This window comes from Vibrio sp. 1641, from assembly GCF_033339995.1.
Lineage (GTDB): Bacteria > Pseudomonadota > Gammaproteobacteria > Enterobacterales > Vibrionaceae > Vibrio > Vibrio alginolyticus.
Genome location: NZ_JAWOVP010000112.1, coordinates 1 through 802, shown reverse-complemented (window position 1 = coordinate 802; position 802 = coordinate 1). Strand labels below are relative to the sequence as shown.

Sequence of the window (802 nt, the reverse complement as noted above, 5' to 3'; positions counted from 1 at the left end):
TGAGAAGGCTTAGCACCGATGAAAGCAGGCAAGAAACTGTGGTGAATGTTGATGATCTTATGGCGGTATTTTTCAACAAACGTTGGCGTGAGAACGCGCATGTATTTCGCTAGCACCAAGTAATCTGCATCGTATTGATCGATCACCTCTAGCATATTTTTCTCGTGTTCTTCACGGCTTAGATCTTCGTGCGTCACGTAGTGGTAAGGGATATCAAAACGTTCAGTGAGGCCTTGCAACTTATCGTAGTTACCCACCACGGCGGCGATTTCTACATCTAAACTGCCATCGTAATTTTTCATCAGAATATCACCTAAACAGTGTGCTTCTTTCGTTACGAGAATCACGATGCGTTTACGGCGAGAGCCAATGAGAGTGCGTTTTGCACCTTGCGGTAGAGCTTGGTCTAAATCGGCAAGAAACGTTTGGTCGTTGAAGTACCCCTCCAACTCCGTTCGCATGAAAAAGTGCCCACTGGTGTTATCAACAAATTCGTTATTATGAACGATGTTTAGCTGATGTTTGTAACAGATATTAGTAATTTTAGAGATCAAACCCGGTGCGTCAGAACAATGGGTCAACAGTGTTTTCTTTTCCATAAATCAGATACTTCCATGCATTATTTTTCTAGCGTACGAAATATGTGTTTTCCCCAAAAGGGTCAACCGTACAGCAATCTGACTTCATAAATAATCTATTCTTGCCATGGTTTCAACAAATTATCTGTATTGGGCCGTAAGCTGGCCATCTTACGGGCTGATGTCTCTCCCAAACGTCTGATATACTCACGACAATTTTTCTA

At 42.4% G+C, this 802-nt stretch carries 1 protein-coding gene; it reads right to left on the bottom strand.

From position 1 onward, the window contains the following. A partial coding sequence (locus R7Z47_RS24490) for a formyltetrahydrofolate deformylase (RefSeq protein ID WP_318130714.1) occupies positions 1 to 599 on the bottom strand: 599 nt, incomplete at its 3' end. Positions 600 to 802 lie beyond the last annotated feature (203 nt).